The sequence below is a fragment of the Neoalteromonas flava genome, from assembly GCF_002807685.1.
GTDB classification, from domain to species: domain Bacteria; phylum Pseudomonadota; class Gammaproteobacteria; order Enterobacterales; family Alteromonadaceae; genus Alteromonas_E; species Alteromonas_E flava.
Genome location: NZ_PEAX01000001.1, coordinates 110159 through 126608, shown reverse-complemented (window position 1 = coordinate 126608; position 16450 = coordinate 110159). Strand labels below are relative to the sequence as shown.

Here is a 16450-nt window from a genome sequence, read left to right as displayed (position 1 = left end):
TCGAACTGCCAATCAGGGGGCTTATAAGTGGCGTTTTGTGCGTTATGTCGGATACAACCCAGGAAGTGGTTTCTCTTGCGAGGATTGGGTTAACTTCAACTGACGCAACGATTTTAGCTGCTGGTTCAACGCGCGCCCATCCCAGCGCTTCGGATTTTGCGCAAACTCTGCTTGTTGCATCTCATCAACCAATTGTTGCAGCTCTCGGCTGTCAATCCAAGTTAGCGCTTGTGCCAGCGAGGTAAATGATCGACCGGCGAGTACTTCCAACCAATCATGCAGTGTGCGTCGGATGAATGTTTTATTGTTTTGCTTTAGCGCTCCATGCAAGGCTTGCCAGCATTCTTTTTCACGTTGTGATGGCTTAGCTTTATGAGCTACAGGCTGAGCAACTTTATCGCTTGAACGTGACCAAAGCAGACCACAGGAAACCAGCACTAATAATACTGTTGTCCACATCCAGCCGTTGTTCCAACGCCATTCAAATATGGGCTGTGGATATCGGTTGGACGAAAGTGCGGGCCCGGTTTGATTGGGTGTGTCAGGTTGAACAGATAAGCTGGACTCTACCGTATTGGAAGCTGAAGAGGGGGGGGGACTGAGCGGTGCAGCTGTGCTGTTGCTTGCAGCAGCCTTAACCTGAATGGTGCGAGCCGGTATAACCGCTGTCTCTATTTGCTTAGTCAAGATGTTAAACCATTCAACTTCAACGGGTAACAACACAAAACTGCCAGGCTTTGAAGGGATAAGGGCGATACTTTCAACCCGCTGAGCAACAATACTTTGTGCATTTTCAGCGCTGGTACTGTTGGCCTGATCCGGATAGGTTTTGATTGCCGGCGGGTAGCGGTCATCGATTTCTGGTAAGATCGCGTCCGTCAAGCCAACCGCTGTGAGCGTTAAAGTTCGAGTGATAGGTTCACCCACTGTCCACTCCGCAATATCACTACTCCATTCTTCGCTAATATCAACAAATTCACTGGGTAAAAATACTCCTTGAATGTCGTCCGGCACAGGCAATACAGTTAGTTCTTGAGCAGGGCCTACACGGTTTACCGTTTGTGTTCGGTTAAAGAAACCAAAACTTTGTCGCGTATTGGCGATTACTTCGCCTTGAAATACTGGACCATTGATGCTGTAACTGCCTGATTTCTGTGGGATAATAGCAAAGGTGCGCTCAATGACTCGATAGCGCTTCCCGTTTACAATTTCGCTGTATTCCGCATCTTTGCCAATTTGACGGATGTCTGCATCAACCAGTTCAGGGGCTTGCAGGCTGCCGCGCTCAATGTCTTTGGCTAAATACAGTTTGACTGTGTAGATCAGCTGTTGATGAATATATACCTCTTGATTATCGAGCGCGGTGGTGACGAAAATATCACGCATCTCTTGATCATTGTTATTACTAACAGGAATTACTGCGAGTTCGATAGGATCGGTTGTTGCACCTGCGACAGTCAATGCTGGGATAGTGTAGTTACCCACAGCACGCGGGAATAGAATCACATTCCACGTTGTAGAGCGTGAGGTTTCAAAGTTGACCATTCGGGTTTGACTACTCACCGAAGTTTGCCCGACAACAAAATCATTCAGTAAGACTGAGGCATCGAACGCATTGCGGTCGACATCACCATCAGCGGTAATGCTCAGTGTAAAAGACTCATCGAGCATTACTGGATTTTTGTCTATTTGCGCGGTCACGCCGGTTACATCTGCATTTGCCAAAGTGACAAAAAAGCTCATGCATAACGATAAAAGCGTAACTATGTACCGCTGAAACATACCCGAATTACTCCTTGTTACTATCTTTGGGGGCTGCTTTATAAACAAAACCACAGGAATTCAATTTAACCACAATAAGATCTACCACTCAGTTGCTTGATTAGGTGGCGCGCGCTCACGCCTCCGCTGCTGACTTTCGAGTTGCATTTTGCGTTGCAGTAAAAATGCTGGATCATCGGGAATTTTTCGCAACAAGGTCTGCATGCGTTGCAATTGTTCCTTTTCTTCATCGGTTAACGCTTCTTCTCTGGCCTGGGCTGCTTGTGTTTCTTGCTGATCAAGCTTTGCATCTTGTTCGCCGCCTTGCGCGTCTGGTGGACTGGTAGAACTCTCAGGCTGTGGCTGGTCTGTTTCGCCTGTTGACGACTCACTCTGCTCAGGCACTGGTTCTTGATCCCGCATAGGCGCCTGCTGTGCATCGCTTGAAGACGAATTCTCAGCGCTTTGCTCAGACTCATTTTCCGGCTCCTGGGATTGTTGTTCACTCGAACTTTGCGATTGTTGTTGCGCGTCTTGAGAATTATCACCCTGCGACTGATTGGCTTCATCTTGCTGCTCGCCATCACCGCCAGACTGGTTGTCGGCATTTGATTGTTGTTGCTGGTCCTGTCCATCTTGCTCTTGCGACGACGGACTTTCTTGCTGATTTTGCTGATCTTGTTGCTGCAAAAGTTCTTCAAGCAGTGCTTTGTTTTCTTGTGCTGCTTGATTCTCTGGCTCTCTTGCTAACACTTGGGTGTATTTCTCAATGGCCTCTTCCAGACGGCCAAGCTTGGCTAATGCGTTGCCCTGATTATACAGAGCAGCGGTAGAATCCACTTGAGAGTACGCCGCAAGTGCTTGCTCGTAGTTTTGGTTACGATAATGCGCAGCGCCTTGCCACATTGGGTCATTAAACAAATCAGCCGCACGACTAAAGTCTTCAGAAGCGTAGGCATCTTGACCGCGCTGATCAGCCGTTGCAAATGCACTGGTCAACCAGTTTGGGCTTGCACTTTCTGTGGACGCGAAAGCAGCGGGGGGCGGGACTAAGAAGCCAAGTCCAAGCAGGGGGACGCACATGATGATGCCGCGTCGGAATGCATATGCTGCGAAGGGCAGCAAAAGTACGACTAAATAGGCGCCCATATCACGCCACACGTCACCTTGCATGGGATTATCATCTTCAGTCAACAGTTGCCCATCCGCATAGCTGCCGCCGGCTTGGACTAATTGTTGGATATCGCTGTCATTGGCGCTAAGGCGGGCAAAGTCGCCGCCACTGCGGGCACTGACCGCTCTTATTTTACTTGGGTCCATACGTGGTACCACAATTGCACCCTGACTGTCTTTTAATAGTTCACCATTCACTTGGCGGATAGGCGCACCCTCTTGAGTCCCGATTGCAAGTGCATGAATCGTATAAGGAGAGTTCTCAACAAATTCGGCAATTAGCTTGAACTGTTGTTGCTCCATACCGTCGGTAAACCAAAAAATATTACCTTGTTGATAACCGGCATTTTGCAGTAACTCAGTCGCAACCTCAAATCCGCGTAATGGCGAACTGCCGGGAATTGGCATTATCTCCGGACTAATACTGGGGATCATTGCAATCAAGTTATTGACGTCTTCGGTTAAAGGGCTGATGACAAAGGCATCACCAGCGTACGCTACCATTCCCACTTCGCCATCGCCGAGTTGGGAAACCAAATCGATAGCCTTGAAGCGAGCACGCGTTACGCGGTCTGGAGCAATATCAGTGGATCGCATGGAGAGTGACATATCCAACACGAGCACATTACCTTGCTTCAAATTGAATACCGGTTGAGGCAATCGTTCCCATGTGGGACCGGCTAACATGATTACCGCTAATAGCCAGGCCAGCGCCAGCAACCAAAACGGGGGGCGACGACTTTTTCTAGTGCCCCCAGCATCGCTAAGGATAACCGCTTGCAAATGCGTGGGGAGAACCTGTTGCCAGCCACTGAGCTGGCGGTACAAGGTCACTAGAGCTATGTAAATTACAGCCAGTGGGAGCAGTGCCCACAACCATTGAGGCCGAATAAAATGAAAATCTTGCCAGTTAAATTCGGTGAGTAATTCCATCATGATGACGCTCCTGTTGATTGTTGGGAGCGTTGCGCAAATAGCTTATCAAAGCCACGCTGTGCGAGAGGTACTAAGGCCAGTAATACGGTTATTAGGAGACATAGTGCGAGTGGATACATAAATAAACTGGTTTGAGGGCGCATCTTTCTCGCTTCTCCGGCGACCGGTTGGAGTTGATCGAGCATCTGATAGATCTGATCTAAACTTTCGCGGTCACGAGCACGAAAATATTGTCCCCCCGTTTCTACGGCGAGTCGATTTAACATGCTTTCATCAAGTTCACGGGCAGGATTGATCCGACGGCTGCCAAAAATACTTTGCACTACCATACTGTCGGCGGCAACGCCGATAGTATAAATAGTAACGCCCTCTGCCTTGGCTAATTCAAGCGCTTGCTCTGGCGAAATATTGCCCGCTGTATTCTGCCCATCAGTAAGTAAAACTAAGACTTTGTTGCTATCCTGTTTAGCTTGGAAACGTTTCACTGCCAGCCCGATAGCATCACCGATCGCAGTTTGTTCACCGACCAAACCTATTACAGCCTCATTAAGAAGGGTTCGCACAGTCTCGCGGTCAAAGGTTAATGGAGCTTGTAAATACGCAGTATCAGCAAACAAAATTAGACCTAAGCGATCGCCAACTCGGCGTCCAATAAAATCGTCTAATACGCTTTTTATCATGACGAGTCGATCCACTTGGCGACCATTGATTTGCATATCTTTGGTCTCCATACTGCCAGAGAGGTCGACGGCTAACATCATTTCACGCGCTTGATTGGGAATACTAATGGGGTCGCCTAACCATTGCGGACGGGCAGCCGCAGTCACTAATGCGATCCAGGCGAGAATACTTAGCCAGCGAATTAACCAGTGACTTGAACGAGAAATGCTGGATTGCGGCAAATCATTTGGCATCACCGGTATTCGCAGCGCTTTCTGCTGTTGTTGCTTAATTGCTGGTAAGAGCCAAAAAAGCAGCGGCAAAGGCAATGCAAAAAAAGCATACCACCAGACAAACTCAAACATGGCTTGCCTCCGCGGTAAAAGTCAATCTGGTTTTTGTTAACCAATGCAACGCTGCACTTTGATAGTCTAATGCTGTCTGTGCTTCAACTTGTTGCGGAGGAAGGTAATGAACCGCAAAACTATGTTTCCCCATGGCAGCAAACACTGCCCGGTGTCGCTTAGGTAGGGTAGCGTTCAATAAGTCATACCAGTGCTGGCCATGTAACTGTTGGGGCTGCAAGTGTGGAAAATAATGCATTAATGTTTGTTTCAGTAGTGCATTAATTTGTTGTGCACCTTGCCAAGGAGTTTGCGTCATATCTAACTGTTGCACTCGCTGCCTTGCCAGACGTAACACGCGGTACTTGCGATAACGGTATAACGCAAATACGATTATTCCAACTACAGCGCCAATGGTTAGCCCAATGAGCAGCCACCAACCCCATGCTAACGGCCACCAACCGGCGGGCTCGGTTAACGCGATATCATTAAGCTGGGCGAGCGGATCCATATTACTGGCTCTCCAAAACGTAGCGTCGTGGTTGAACTGCCAACGATTGGGCCAATAACGGAAGTCCCGCGCTGACATTAAAGCCTGCGATTTGCGATCGCTCCAGCGCTTCGCTAAGTCGCGAGTTACGTTGCGTCGCCCAGTCAGAATAGCGCTGGTTAACGGTATTATCACCCAGGGTCAAGGCGCGTTTGGTGGTGCCATCAGTAATGCTTAACAACTGTTTGTTTTGCGTCACTGGCAGCTGATACTCCATGGGATCGTATATCGCTGCAGCGCGTACTTCTGAGTGCCGGTTAAGATCAGACAAAATACGCAGGGTTTGTTCATCTAGGTGATGAAAATCACTGACTATCCAGATGAGACTTCCAGGCTTAGCAAGACGTAATAAACGGGCACAATTTTGATTGAACAATGCATTGTCAGTCGTCGCGGGCGGCTTGCTTTTTTGCATAGCCAGCGCTTGTTGTTGTAACTCAATGATTTGATGGATTAATTGCAGCACTGCAGATTGTCGACTCTTGGGTTTACATTCTATGTGCGCCGTTTGATTAAATGCCAATGCGCCGAGTTTGTCACCGCGGGCGATCCCTGCCCAAGCGATCAGCGCGCTTACGTGTGCAGCTTGTACCGCCTTGAACATAAACTCGCTACCAAATTGCATTGAAGTAGATAAATCGGTCACAATGTAGATTGGACGTTCACGTTCTTCGCGATAAATTTTGGTGTGTGTCTTCCCGGTGCGTGCTGTAACCCGCCAATCGATGGCCCGAATATCGTCTCCAGCTTGATAATGCCGTGACTCATCAAATTCCATGCCCCGACCCTTCAACTTAGACACGTAGCTACCCGCCAAGCGAGCGGCAGGGGTCCGTGTAGGGTTGAGACTTATTTTCTTAGTGTGATGGCGATAGCGAATTAGTTCATTCGCGTTGAGGTGAATACCATCGGTCAGATATTCACTCAGCCAGTGCTCAAGCGTCTTATCCTGGTGCATTGCCACAGCCCCTACGGTACGGCCACCGCGTTAAGCACCTGAGTCAGGACTTGATTTGCTGTTTTGCCTTCGGCCTGCGATTCATAACTCAGAATGATGCGATGGCGCATCACATTGTGAAACACGGCTTGAATATCGTCAGGACCAACGAAATCTCGACCGCCAAGCCACGCGTGCGCGCGCGCGCAGCGTTCTAAAGCAATTGTGGCGCGCGGACTGGCACCAAACTCAATCGTGCTCGCCAACGTGGGATCAAATTTTGCCGGCGTGCGCGTTGCCATAATGAGTTGCACAATGTATTCCTCCAACGAGGGGGCTAAGTAGAGACCAAGTACTTCCTGCCGCGCGGCGAATATAATCTCTTGGGTGATCTTGTGTGCGGGCTTGCGAACGGATTGCTTGGCTTCATCGCGCGTTAAGCGCAAAATTTGTAGTTCGCTCGCAGCATCAGGATAGGTGATCTCAATGTGCATCAGGAAACGGTCTAGCTGGGCTTCTGGCAGTGGGTATGTGCCCTCTTGTTCCAGCGGGTTTTGTGTCGCCATCACTAAAAATAGTCGCGATAAAGGATACGTCTTATTACCGACCGTTATTTGTCTTTCTGCCATGGCTTCCAACAGCGCACTTTGCACTTTTGCTGGGGCTCGGTTTATTTCGTCGGCTAGCACGAGATTGTGAAAAAGCGGACCTGATTGGAAAATAAATTCCCCCGTTTCCGGCCGATATATGTCAGTACCGGTTAGGTCAGCAGGCAACAAGTCAGGGGTAAATTGCACGCGATGAAAGTCTGCCTCTAAACCATCAGCGAGGGCATTCACTGCGCGCGTCTTGGCGAGTCCTGGTGGTCCTTCAACTAATAAATGTCCGTCGGCCAATAATGCAACTAAAATATTGCGGGTCAGTTCTTGCTGCCCGATGATTTGTGAGTCTAAATACTGCTGTAATTGTTCAAACTGCGATACTGCCATCAATGACATCCTTTTTTCACTAACCCGAGATGTTTGCGCTTCCTTTTGTCAACAAGAAAGCGTATTGGTTCCGGTCAACCCTTGCATTTTTCTAATCGATTGAGCAGTTGTAAGCAAACCTTCATTCACTGTCCAGTACAATCCGTTTAACAGTGGCACAACTGCGCTGAATCAACCTGATTTTTTATTTGGTTGATATTGGGATTTTGTTCTAAATCTCAACAGCAAAATCTATAAATAGCCACTATGCTCTAATGGAAGAATTGCAAGGTGATTCGAATAGTCGTTGAAATTTCGCTCACACTTTGTAAGAATCAGCACACTTCTACAGGTCAGACCACTTGGTTTGAATTATTACAGGACCGGAATATGGCTACGAAACAGAATCTGACAACGCGTGACGGTGACCGCATCGCCATTGTTGCAGGACTCAGAACCCCGTTTGCAAAAATGGCGACGTACTTTCATGGTGTACCCGCCGTCGATCTGGGCAAAATGGTGGTGAATGAATTATTGATCCGCAACAATGTTGATCCTCAATGGGTTGAACAAGTGGTGTATGGTCAGGTTGTGCAAATGCCAGAAGCGCCGAACATCGCGCGTGAAATCGTTCTGGGTACCAATATGCCAGTGGCAACCGATGCCTACAGCGTGTCGCGCGCATGTGCCACCAGTTTTCAATCTACGGTAAATATTGCCGAGTCGATGTTAGCAGGTAATATTACCGTTGGCGTTGCCGGTGGTGCGGATTCAACCTCTGTATCGCCGATCGGAGTATCAAAGAATTTAGCGCGCGCGCTCGTGGATCTTCAGAAAGCCAAGACGTTTAGTCAAAAGTTCGCAATTTTCCGTCGTTTATCGATCCGCGATCTAGCCCCTGTGCCACCTGCGGTTGCTGAGTACTCTACAGGCTTATCTATGGGGCAAACGGCCGAGCAAATGGCGAAAACCCATGGTATCACTCGCCAAGCACAAGATGAACTTGCTCACCGCAGTCACACGTTAGCAGCGCAAAGTTGGGAAGAGGGTAAACTCGCTAATGAAGTGATGACCGCTTATGCTGAACCCTTCAAAGGGGCTTTGGAGCGTGACAATAACGTGCGTTTCGACTCTACTTTGGAAGGCTATGCCAAGCCTAAACCTGTATTTGACCGCAAACATGGTACTGTGACAGCGGCCAATGCAACTCCTCTAACCGATGGTGCTTCTGCGGTGTTAATGATGACCGAAAGTCGAGCTAAAGCGCTCGGTTACACGCCGTTAGGTTACATCAAGAGCTATGCATTCGCAGCGATAGACGTTTGGGAAGATATGCTTATGGGGCCGTCTTACGCGACGCCTATGGCGTTGGATCGTGCGGGTATGAGCCTGCAGGACTTAACACTGATTGAAATGCATGAAGCCTTCGCAGCGCAAACTTTAGCCAATGTGAAAATGTTTGCTAGCGATAAATTTGCCCAAGAAAAACTCGGGCGAGCAAAAGCGACGGGCGAGATTGATATGGATAAATTTAACGTAATGGGAAGTTCACTCGCTTATGGACACCCATTTGCAGCGACTGGAACGCGTATGATCACGCAAATGCTCAATGAACTGCAACGACGCGGTGGTGGTACTGGTTTGTTGACCGCTTGTGCGGCAGGCGGTCTAGCAGCAGCAATGATTGTGGAGACAGAATAATGACGGCAAGTGCATTTACTTTAGACAAACGTGAAGACGGGATTGCCGTATTGACCATGGACGTGCCTGGCGAGTCAATGAATACATTGAAACAGGCGTTTGGTGAAGAGATCACCGCGATGCTCGACGAAATTGAAAATGACAGCGCGATTAAAGGGGTCGTATTACAGAGCGGTAAGCCAGACTCTTTTGTGGCGGGTGCCGATATTAGCATGTTAGCGGCATGTGAGACTGCGGCAGACGCTGAGGCTTTGTCGACGGCGGGGCAGGACGTTTTCAATCGTATTGAAAAAATGAATAAAACCTTCGTTGCAGCAATCCACGGGCCAGCCTTGGGTGGAGGCTTAGAACTCGCCTTGGCATGTCATTATCGCGTGTGTAGTGATTCAGATAAAACCCAACTTGGATTACCTGAAGTGCAACTTGGTTTATTGCCAGGCAGCGGGGGAACCCAGCGTTTACCGCGCTTGATCGGAATTCAACAAGCCATGAAGATGATGCTAACGGGTTCTCCGGCAAGGGCCAAGCAGGCCAAAAAATACGGTATCGTCGATGACATGGTGCCGCAATCGATTTTGTTTGACGTTGCTGTTGAGTTGGCGAAAAAATCTAAGCCTAATCGTGACAAACCCAAATTGTCAGTGGTTAATCGTGTACTCGAAGAGACGCCATTTGGGCGCAATACCTTGTTCAGCCAAGCGCGTAAACAGACGTTGGCAAAAACCAAAGGCAATTACCCAGCACCAATGCGCATTATTGATTGCATTGAAACTGGCATGAGCGACGGTATGCGCGATGGCTTGCGGGTTGAAGCAAGACATTTTGGTGAATTGGTGATGACGCCAGAGTCTGCACAATTGCGCAATATTTTCTTTGCTACGACGGAAATGAAAAAAGAGCAGGGTGTTGCTGGCGTTGAGCCATCCAAAGTACGCAAAGTGGGTGTACTTGGTGGTGGGTTAATGGGTGGTGGCATTGCGTATGTAACCGCTACCAAAGCCAAAGTTCCGGCTCGGATAAAGGATATTCGTTCAGAAGGTATCGCTAATGCAATCCGTTACAGCTATGACATTCTGAATAAGCGCGTTAAGCGCAAAATCCTGATGAAGTCTAAAATGCAGCAGCAACTAGCCTTGTTGACTGGCGCCACCGACTACAGCGGATTCAAAGATGTCGATATGGTGATAGAGGCAGTATTTGAGGATCTTAATCTCAAGCAACAAATGGTTGCGGATATTGAGCGTGAGTGCCAAGAGTCCACTATCTTTGCGTCCAATACTTCTTCTATTCCAATTGGACAAATTGCAGCTAAAGCGGCACGTCCAGAAAACGTGATTGGACTACATTACTTTTCACCCGTGGATAAGATGCCTCTAGCAGAGGTTATTGCGCATGATAAAACCTCCGATCAAACGATTTCAACAACGGTTGAGTTTGCTAAGCGTCAGGGTAAAACGCCAGTTGTCGTTAAAGACGGGGCGGGTTTTTATGTTAATCGTATTCTAGCACCTTACATGAACGAGGCTGCTTGCATGGTATTAGCAGGTGAGCCCATCGATCATATTGATAAGTCGCTAGTTAAATTTGGTTTCCCTGTTGGGCCGGTTAAATTGTTGGATGAAGTCGGGATCGATGTTGGAACTAAAATTATTCCGTTTTTAGTCGAGCAGTTTGGTGACCGCTTTACTGCGCCGAGTGCTTTTGACAAAGTCTTAGAAGATGGTCGCAAAGGTAAGAAGAACGAAAAAGGATTTTACCTATACGAAGGTAAGAAACCGGGTAAAGAAGTTGATGAATCAGTGTACGAATTACTAAGCATCAGCCCAGAGAAACGCTTGAGTGGCGAAACTATTGCTGAACGTAGTGTTTTAATGATGCTAAATGAAGCCGCGCGCTGTCTAGATGAAGGGGTTATCCGCAATGCTCGTGATGGCGACATTGGTGCCATTTTCGGGATTGGCTTTCCACCATTCTTGGGTGGTCCGTTCCGCTACATGGACCGTTTAGGCATTCAATTTGTGGTCGATCGTTTGCAACATTATGCCGACAGCATTGATAGTAAGTTTGCCCCAGCCGAGGTGTTGGTCAAAATGGCAGCCGAGGGTAAAACGTTCTATTGATGTTAAACGGGGGCGTCACCCCTGTTAATAAAGTGTTAAAAAACCGGGTTTAGCCCGGTTTTTTAGTTTAAAGGCTTAAAAAAGCATGTTAGAGGCAATGTTTTTGGGTATAATTCGACCGATTTTTGTGAGGTGAATGTTAGCTCACGCAGCGTGATTAAAATGAGGTCGTAATGGTAGTTGTATTGTTGTTGTTGTCAGCGCTAAGTTCACTGTTTTACTATGTTAACGCCTTTAAGTCTGGCCTTAATGCCAAAGCTTGGGCCTTTGTAGGTTTGGTGTTAGGTCCATTTGCCTTACCAATGTTTAGTATTTCAAAGCATGTTGCTTGGAGGCGCGCAGTCGGATTTGGTAACGCAAGACTGTTGGCTTAAACCGGCATGTTTCTGCCAAATTGAAAAAAGAGAGGCAAAGCCTCTCTCCAAAGTTCTTTCCTAGAAATAATTCTTCCTTCATAGCCAAGATTAATCGAAACGTGTGTTTCGTGGGCGCTTTTTGCCCATTGGCTTTTCTACTACAACAATAGACTTACTCACCGTTGGCGCTTTGGCACCGTCGTTGTCTGCAGCTACAGCAGGTTGTGCAGTGGTCATCGCTAGTGCTATTGCAAACGCTTTCAACATGGTTTGACTCCTTTTAGTCTTACGTAATTGTTGGTTATCACGCCATTTATATGGCGCGCTACCGAATAAGAGCTAAAAGTGTGCCAAGTTGATATGGGCGAGGGGAATAGTTATATCTACGAAGGGAAATGAGTTAGCCTCATTGACTAATAAAGCTTTAAAAAACAGTTACCTAAACCTTACTCTGGCCAATGAGCTGGTGAAGTTTTTGGTTTTCTCGGAGTAATTTTTCAAACTTCTCTGCGCTTAATGGTTTGCTGTATAAGTAGCCCTGCAGCATCTCACAATCATAGCGACGTAAAATTGACAGTTGTTTCTCTTGTTCGACACCTTCAGCAACTACCTTCAGTCCAAGATTGTGGGCAATATTGATAATCGCCGCCGCCATATGTCTATCGACACTGCTTTCCGCGATATCGTCAATAAAGGCTTTATCAATTTTAAGCGTGTTAAGCGGGAAGCGCTTCAGGTATGCCAATGAGGAGTACCCAGTACCAAAATCATCCAACGCGAGGTGAATACCTTTCTCACGTAGCCGTTGCATTAGTTTAAGGCCCTGCTCAGGGTTTTCCATCAAGGTGCCTTCAGTTAGTTCACATTCCAAATGCAAGGGTGACAATCCTACTTGACGGAGAATATGCTCTATCCGGTCATCAAGGTCAGGCAATTCAAACTGCTTGGCCGAGATATTGACCGCAACTCGCCCTGTAAAGAGCCCTTCGTTTACCCAGCGCTTGGTATCTTCACAGGCTTTACGTAAAACCTGCTCGCCAATTTCTACAATTTGACCGGTTTGCTCAGCTAGGGGGATAAACTGATTGGGCGAGACAATGCCTTTTTGCGGATGCTCAAAGCGCACCAGCGCTTCCATGCTCACCAGTTTACCTGACGCGATATCTACTTTAGGCTGATAAAAAACAGTGAATAAGTTGTCACGCAGCCCCTGTCTGATAAGGTTTTCAATTTGTAGCTGACGCACGGCGTTTTGATTCATCTCACCACTGAAAAACTGATAACTGTTCCCACCCCCATTTTTAGCGAAATACATCGCGGTATCTGCATTCTTGAGCAATTCCTGGGGCGAGCGACCATCTTCAGGGAAAAACGCGATGCCCAAACTGGCACTGAGTACAAACTCTTGCTTGTTGATCACAAAAGGGCGCGACAACGAGTCAAGAATGCTTTGCGCAAAGTGTGTAACAGTATGCACATCTTCTTTGTTTTCTATGAGTAGGCTAAATTCATCGCCGCCCAAGCGGTAACAGGTTGCCGATGACCCGGTGATCCGTTGCACCCGACGGGCGATTTGCTTAATCAGGATATCGCCAGTTTGATGACCAAGCGAATCATTGATTTTCTTAAAATTATCCATATCCAAGCAAATCAGCGTGTGAGGTACGTTCTTGCGTACCAGGTTATGGTGGCTGGCCTGGAAGAAAGAGCGGTTGGGTAGGTCTGTAAGTGGGTCAACGTTGGCTAGTTTAAGTAGTTCTTTTTCCGTATTTTTCCGTGAGGTAATGTCCGAGAATACGCCAACATAATGACTGGTTTTGTCGTCATCACCCACGACCGCGTCAATATTCAGTTCCATTTCAAAACGTTCGCCATTAGCACGAATGGATTCAACTTCACCCGACCAGTTGCCTTTTTGGCGCAGGGCCTTTTTGATCTCATCGGTGAATGCATCAGGATACTGATGGAAAAACAAATAACTCGCGAGTGCTTTTTCCCGCGTTTCGCCGGTATATTTGCAGTAGGCATTATTTACCGACACGAAACGAAACTCAGTGTTAGTGATAAATACACCTTCAGAGATATTTTCAATGGAGCGTTTAAACAAATAAAGCTGTTCTTCTGCTTGCTTGAGATGTTGAATGTTTTTCAACGTACCCGTCATGCGCAGGGCGTTGTTGTGCTGGTCTCGCTTGACCACCTTGCCGCGATCAAGTAACCAAATCCACTCGCCCTTAAAGGTTTTTGCGCGATAGGCTACTTCAAAAAAGTCAGTTTTACCGTCGAGATGTTGCTGTAATGCGTCCTTAACTCGCTCAATATCGTTGCTATGGATGTTAGCTTCATAGGCGCTGGATGTACGCATATCGTCTTGTGGGAAATCGAGTGTACCCCATGTATTGGAGCGGTGGACTTGACCACCATAGATGTCCCAATCCCACAACTCATCGCCACTGCTCCATAAAGTTAACTTCAAGCGCTCTTCACTCTCGCGAATGGCTAACTGAGAAGCTTTTCTCGACTGATATTGGCGTACCAGATAAATGGTAATCAGGACTATAAAGAATGCATAAAATACAATGGCGTGTCGGTGCAACCATATTGGCGGGGCAATAGTGATATCTAAGGTACGACTTTGTGACCATTCAGAGTCATACACTTTAGCTTGAACTTCAAAACGATAGTTGCCAAAGGGGACTCGACTATAACCTTCAACTCGGTTTGTTTCGTTGTAGATCCAGCCATCGTCAAAGCCAACTAAACGATGGCGATAATGCGTTTGTTCGATATCGATTGGATTAATAACCCCGTACTCAATACTGAATTTTTCATTGTGCTCTAGTTTAATCTGATCAGACAGGTAGATAGGCTTTTGCAAGATTGCATCGGTCTTATCGTTGGCTTCAATGGCAGTATTAAATACTTTTAGGCTGAGCAACTGCGGAATTTCAGCAATACCTAGGTTGATAGTGGGCTGCAGCAAATAAGAGGGATAAATGCGCGTGATCCCTTTTTCGCCACCAAAATAAATCGCTCCATCAATCCCCTTGCTGATTGAACCGTCATAATGTTCATTGTTGCCAAACAGCTGAGAGGTAAGTGACAGTCCGTGCTCAAGTTGAGGTAAATTGACCTCGTGGATCGCCTTAATACCTGAATACCAGAGTGCATCATCGAGCCCGATTGCTGACATGACCTCACTAACATTGCCTGGCAAGTGATCAACCACAGACAAATCGGCTTTCGCTAGTTTAAATATCCCTTGCGTCGCGGAAACGACGTAATAATGCCCAGCATATGCGTAGAAGTAGCGCAACTCTTCGGAATGAAGCGGATGATTGGCATTGGCATGGAACGGGGCTTCAAACAATGAAGTATTGGTTTCGTAAATTACCGTTCCCATGTTGGAGTTGAGCCAAATCCTTCCCAGCGCGTCCTCACCCACTGGCATCGCTGTGGTTATCATACTCGGTGCATCGATGGTTTTTAATTCACCGGTAAATAAATCGACGCGTACCAAGTCGTAATTGTCATGCCAAAACCATAATGCTTGCTCACTAGCGTAAAGTTTATCGATGAGACTGCCAGGGTATAAGTGATTGAGCTGTTCTAATTGTCCGTCTGCGGTAATCGAAAACTGAAATACACCGTTCGACGATGCAAGCCAGAGTTGATTGTTTCGTCCCAACACTAAATCCCAAATTGGGCTCTTGGCAAGGTTATCGAACACTACGCTAGGACCATCTGTGCCAGTCATGCGGATAACTTTGTCCGGCGAGCTGATAAACCAAATATCAGCATTACTGCTTTGTTTGACAGACCAAATTTCGCCAACTTTAGTTTCACGCGTGTCAACATGTACGCTAGAAATTAGTGTCGGAGCTTCTCGGTTATAGGGTAACTCGCGGAAGACGCCGTTAAACGTACCGACCCATTTGACCCCGTTGTTATCTACATGCATTGACATTAAGTAGTTGCTGCGACTGTTGATATCAACTGGGTTTATGAGGCGCTGCTTAATAACCCGATCGGCTCCCATAGTTAGAATACCGCTGCTGGTAGTTAACCACATTGCATTTTCAACAATATGGATATCTCTAACTTCGATGGTACCTAAGTCTTGTGAGAGAACATTTCTAACACTACCATCGGACAGAATCTCAAATAGCCCCTCAAATGTGCCAACCCAATCACTACCATCATAGTGTTGCACAGCGTAGATAGAGGATTGATAAAACTTTATATTCCATGGGTTAACGTCATTTAAATCAAACACCGTCATGGTCGTTTTATCTAATGCGTAGCTGCCTTGTTCTTTGGTGCTTAGCCAAATTTTTTCACTGTCTTCATGAATAAAGTTGATTTGCGCAGGAGGGATGTTTTTAACGTCTAACCGTTGCAGAGAGTCGTCGCTAACGTTGTAGCGGTAAAGCCCGTCACTATCAGCAATTAATATTGTGCCATTTAGGCCAAGTGCTAGGGCACTGATATCAGCGCTTAGCAGTGCAGAGTTTTGCGCGGTGTAGCGAACAAACCGCTCGGTTCGCTCATCATAGCGCGCCAGACCTTGACTACCGGCGATCCAAATGCGTCCCAATTGGTCTGCTACTAAGGCTTCGATAACACCATTTTGTAACGAATTTGGATTGTCCGGAACATGTTCAAACAGCGTGAGTTTGTATCCGTCAAAGCGCGTCAGCCCTTTTGAGCTGAGAGACCAAATAAAGCCGTGAGCGTCTTCGGTAATGCTCTCAACTGAAGCACTTTGCATATCAGTGCCGACAAAAGCAGGCTTAAAATTTTGTGCAAAAGACGCAGTGCTCACGGTCCAGAAGAAGACAGTAAGGATGGTTTGTACGAGCCATAATGTTGAGGTGCTATGTTTTTGCACTAAACGCCTTTGACAACTGAAGCTGCCTTATAATTATTGTAAAAAAACTGGGA

At 47.1% G+C, this 16450-nt stretch carries 11 protein-coding genes; 3 read left to right on the top strand and 8 right to left on the bottom strand.

Annotated elements, in window-relative coordinates:
* Positions 1-42: 42 nt before the first annotated feature.
* The 6 genes from CSH92_RS00595 to CSH92_RS00570 all read right to left on the bottom strand — a co-directional run bounded on the left by CSH92_RS00595 (position 43) and on the right by CSH92_RS00570 (position 7350).
* Positions 43-1782: a BatD family protein gene (locus tag CSH92_RS00595; protein ID WP_100655673.1), complete on the bottom strand. Its 1740-nt coding sequence runs from the start codon at positions 1780-1782 to the stop codon at positions 43-45.
* A gap of 81 nt (positions 1783-1863) precedes the next feature.
* Positions 1864-3870, bottom strand: a complete 2007-nt coding sequence (locus CSH92_RS00590; protein WP_100655672.1) for a vWA domain-containing protein — start codon at positions 3868-3870, stop codon at positions 1864-1866.
* Positions 3867-4895 (bottom strand): vWA domain-containing protein, encoded by a 1029-nt coding sequence (locus CSH92_RS00585; protein ID WP_100655671.1) that lies wholly within the window; start codon positions 4893-4895, stop codon positions 3867-3869. Before CSH92_RS00585 ends, CSH92_RS00590 begins: the two co-directional genes overlap by 4 nt.
* Positions 4888-5385, bottom strand: a complete 498-nt coding sequence (locus CSH92_RS00580; protein ID WP_164084621.1) for a DUF4381 domain-containing protein — start codon at positions 5383-5385, stop codon at positions 4888-4890. Before CSH92_RS00580 ends, CSH92_RS00585 begins: the two co-directional genes overlap by 8 nt.
* A gap of 1 nt (position 5386) precedes the next feature.
* On the bottom strand, positions 5387-6382 hold the full coding sequence (locus tag CSH92_RS00575) for a DUF58 domain-containing protein (protein ID WP_100655669.1): 996 nt from the start codon (positions 6380-6382) through the stop codon (positions 5387-5389).
* A gap of 11 nt (positions 6383-6393) precedes the next feature.
* Entirely contained in the window at positions 6394-7350 is a 957-nt protein-coding gene (locus CSH92_RS00570; protein WP_100656268.1) for an AAA family ATPase, read from the bottom strand.
* Between the two features lie 369 nt (positions 7351-7719).
* On the opposite strand from CSH92_RS00570, the gene fadI reads away from it, so the two are divergent.
* The 3 genes from fadI (at position 7720) to CSH92_RS00555 (ending at position 11524) form a co-directional block, all read left to right on the top strand.
* On the top strand, positions 7720-9030 hold the full coding sequence (gene fadI / locus CSH92_RS00565; RefSeq protein ID WP_100655668.1) for an acetyl-CoA C-acyltransferase FadI: 1311 nt from the start codon (positions 7720-7722) through the stop codon (positions 9028-9030).
* The gene (gene fadJ / locus CSH92_RS00560) at positions 9030-11150 is read left to right on the top strand and encodes a fatty acid oxidation complex subunit alpha FadJ (protein ID WP_100655667.1); all 2121 of its coding nucleotides are present in this window, start codon (positions 9030-9032) and stop codon (positions 11148-11150) included. The genes fadI and fadJ overlap by 1 nt, the downstream gene beginning before the upstream one ends.
* Before the next feature lie 173 nt (positions 11151-11323).
* On the top strand, positions 11324-11524 hold the full coding sequence (locus tag CSH92_RS00555; RefSeq protein ID WP_100655666.1) for a hypothetical protein: 201 nt from the start codon (positions 11324-11326) through the stop codon (positions 11522-11524).
* 90 nt (positions 11525-11614) lie between these two features.
* Here the strand turns inward: CSH92_RS00555 and CSH92_RS17080 are convergent, their stop codons facing one another.
* Entirely contained in the window at positions 11615-11773 is a 159-nt protein-coding gene (locus CSH92_RS17080; RefSeq protein ID WP_164084620.1) for a hypothetical protein, read from the bottom strand.
* Positions 11774-11945: 172 nt separating this feature from the next.
* On the bottom strand, positions 11946-16397 hold the full coding sequence (locus CSH92_RS00550) for an EAL domain-containing protein (RefSeq protein ID WP_100655665.1): 4452 nt from the start codon (positions 16395-16397) through the stop codon (positions 11946-11948).
* Positions 16398-16450 lie beyond the last annotated feature (53 nt).